The following is a 721-nucleotide window of genomic DNA, read 5'->3' on the forward strand; positions in this document are numbered from 1 at the left end:
CATCTGGCTTAAGCTTTGCTGCGCATTTCGAATGAGTGCTGCCTCGTTATTAAAACCAAGATACCCCCATACTTCACTGCGCATTAAAGATACAGAAACGCCGAGCACCTGCATATCGGACAACAAGGCATTCAATGCCTCTGTCGTGTCTGAAATGTTTTGTTGAGACGAATTGTTGGAGAAAAACATCACAAAGTCATATCGATTTAGGCGCGCTGCAACACGCACATCACTTACCTTTGTATTGATGAGATCAACGAGTTGACTGACGACCTTAGATTCTTGATCTTCCGCTAACTCGCCGCTTAACATGCGGATGTAGTACAAACAACACTGCTGAGTCCGCTCACCCTTTTTCATCGCTAAACGCACGAGTCGCTGGAACTCACGCGCATTTGGCAAGCCACTCTGTTTATCGTGAGAGGAATCAAAAGCGAGTTTTTCATATACCTCTTTGACCATGTCGTCCAAACCTTGCTTGACGATAGGCTGGGAGAAATCTGGATCTGGCGCTATCGCGCCATCCTTCAGGTAACCAGCGAATTTGAAAGCACCCAATTCGATGACTTTCAAGCCCTGATGATTGACAAAGACAAACTTGGTATAAGCTCTGGCAATCCAGACTAGCCGAATATACTGAGGCTCTGCTTCCCCTTCCTTCTGAAACCTCAACCAAGCATTCAGAGGAATGGCTTTCGCCCTTAGTAGCCAGGGCCGAAGC

Annotated in this window: 1 protein-coding gene; it reads right to left on the reverse strand. The window is 46.9% G+C overall.

Annotated elements, in window-relative coordinates:
• Positions 1-721: DUF1631 family protein (locus A3751_RS18675; RefSeq protein ID WP_156492621.1), on the reverse strand; the 721-nt coding region annotated here is incomplete at both ends.

The organism is Oleiphilus sp. HI0080 (genome assembly GCF_001635135.1).